Origin of the sequence: Paenibacillus sp. FSL R7-269, from assembly GCF_000517865.1 — a bacterium.
Classification (GTDB): Bacteria; Bacillota; Bacilli; order Paenibacillales; family Paenibacillaceae; genus Paenibacillus_AQ.
The window spans coordinates 1-247 of the sequence record NZ_ASPS01000017.1; the positions used below are offsets into that span (position 1 = coordinate 1).

General features: G+C 53.0%; 1 rRNA gene. It reads right to left on the bottom strand.

Annotated elements, in window-relative coordinates:
* A 23S ribosomal RNA gene (locus C162_RS08115) occupies window positions 1-247 on the bottom strand; the annotation flags it as partial.

Below are 247 nucleotides of genomic sequence, written 5' to 3' on the forward strand. Positions count from 1 at the left end.
GCTTTTCACCTTTCCCTCACGGTACTGTTTCACTATCGGTCGCCAGGTAGTATTTAGCCTTAGCAGATGGTCCTGCTGGATTCATACGGGGTTTCACGTGCCCCGCACTACTCGGGATCCGTCTCGGAGAGAACACAGTTTAGGCTACAGGGCTTTTACCTCTATCGCGGGCCTTTCCAGACCTCTTCGCCTACCATATTCCTTTGTAACTCCATGTGAGACGTCCCACAACCCCAAGAGGCAAGCC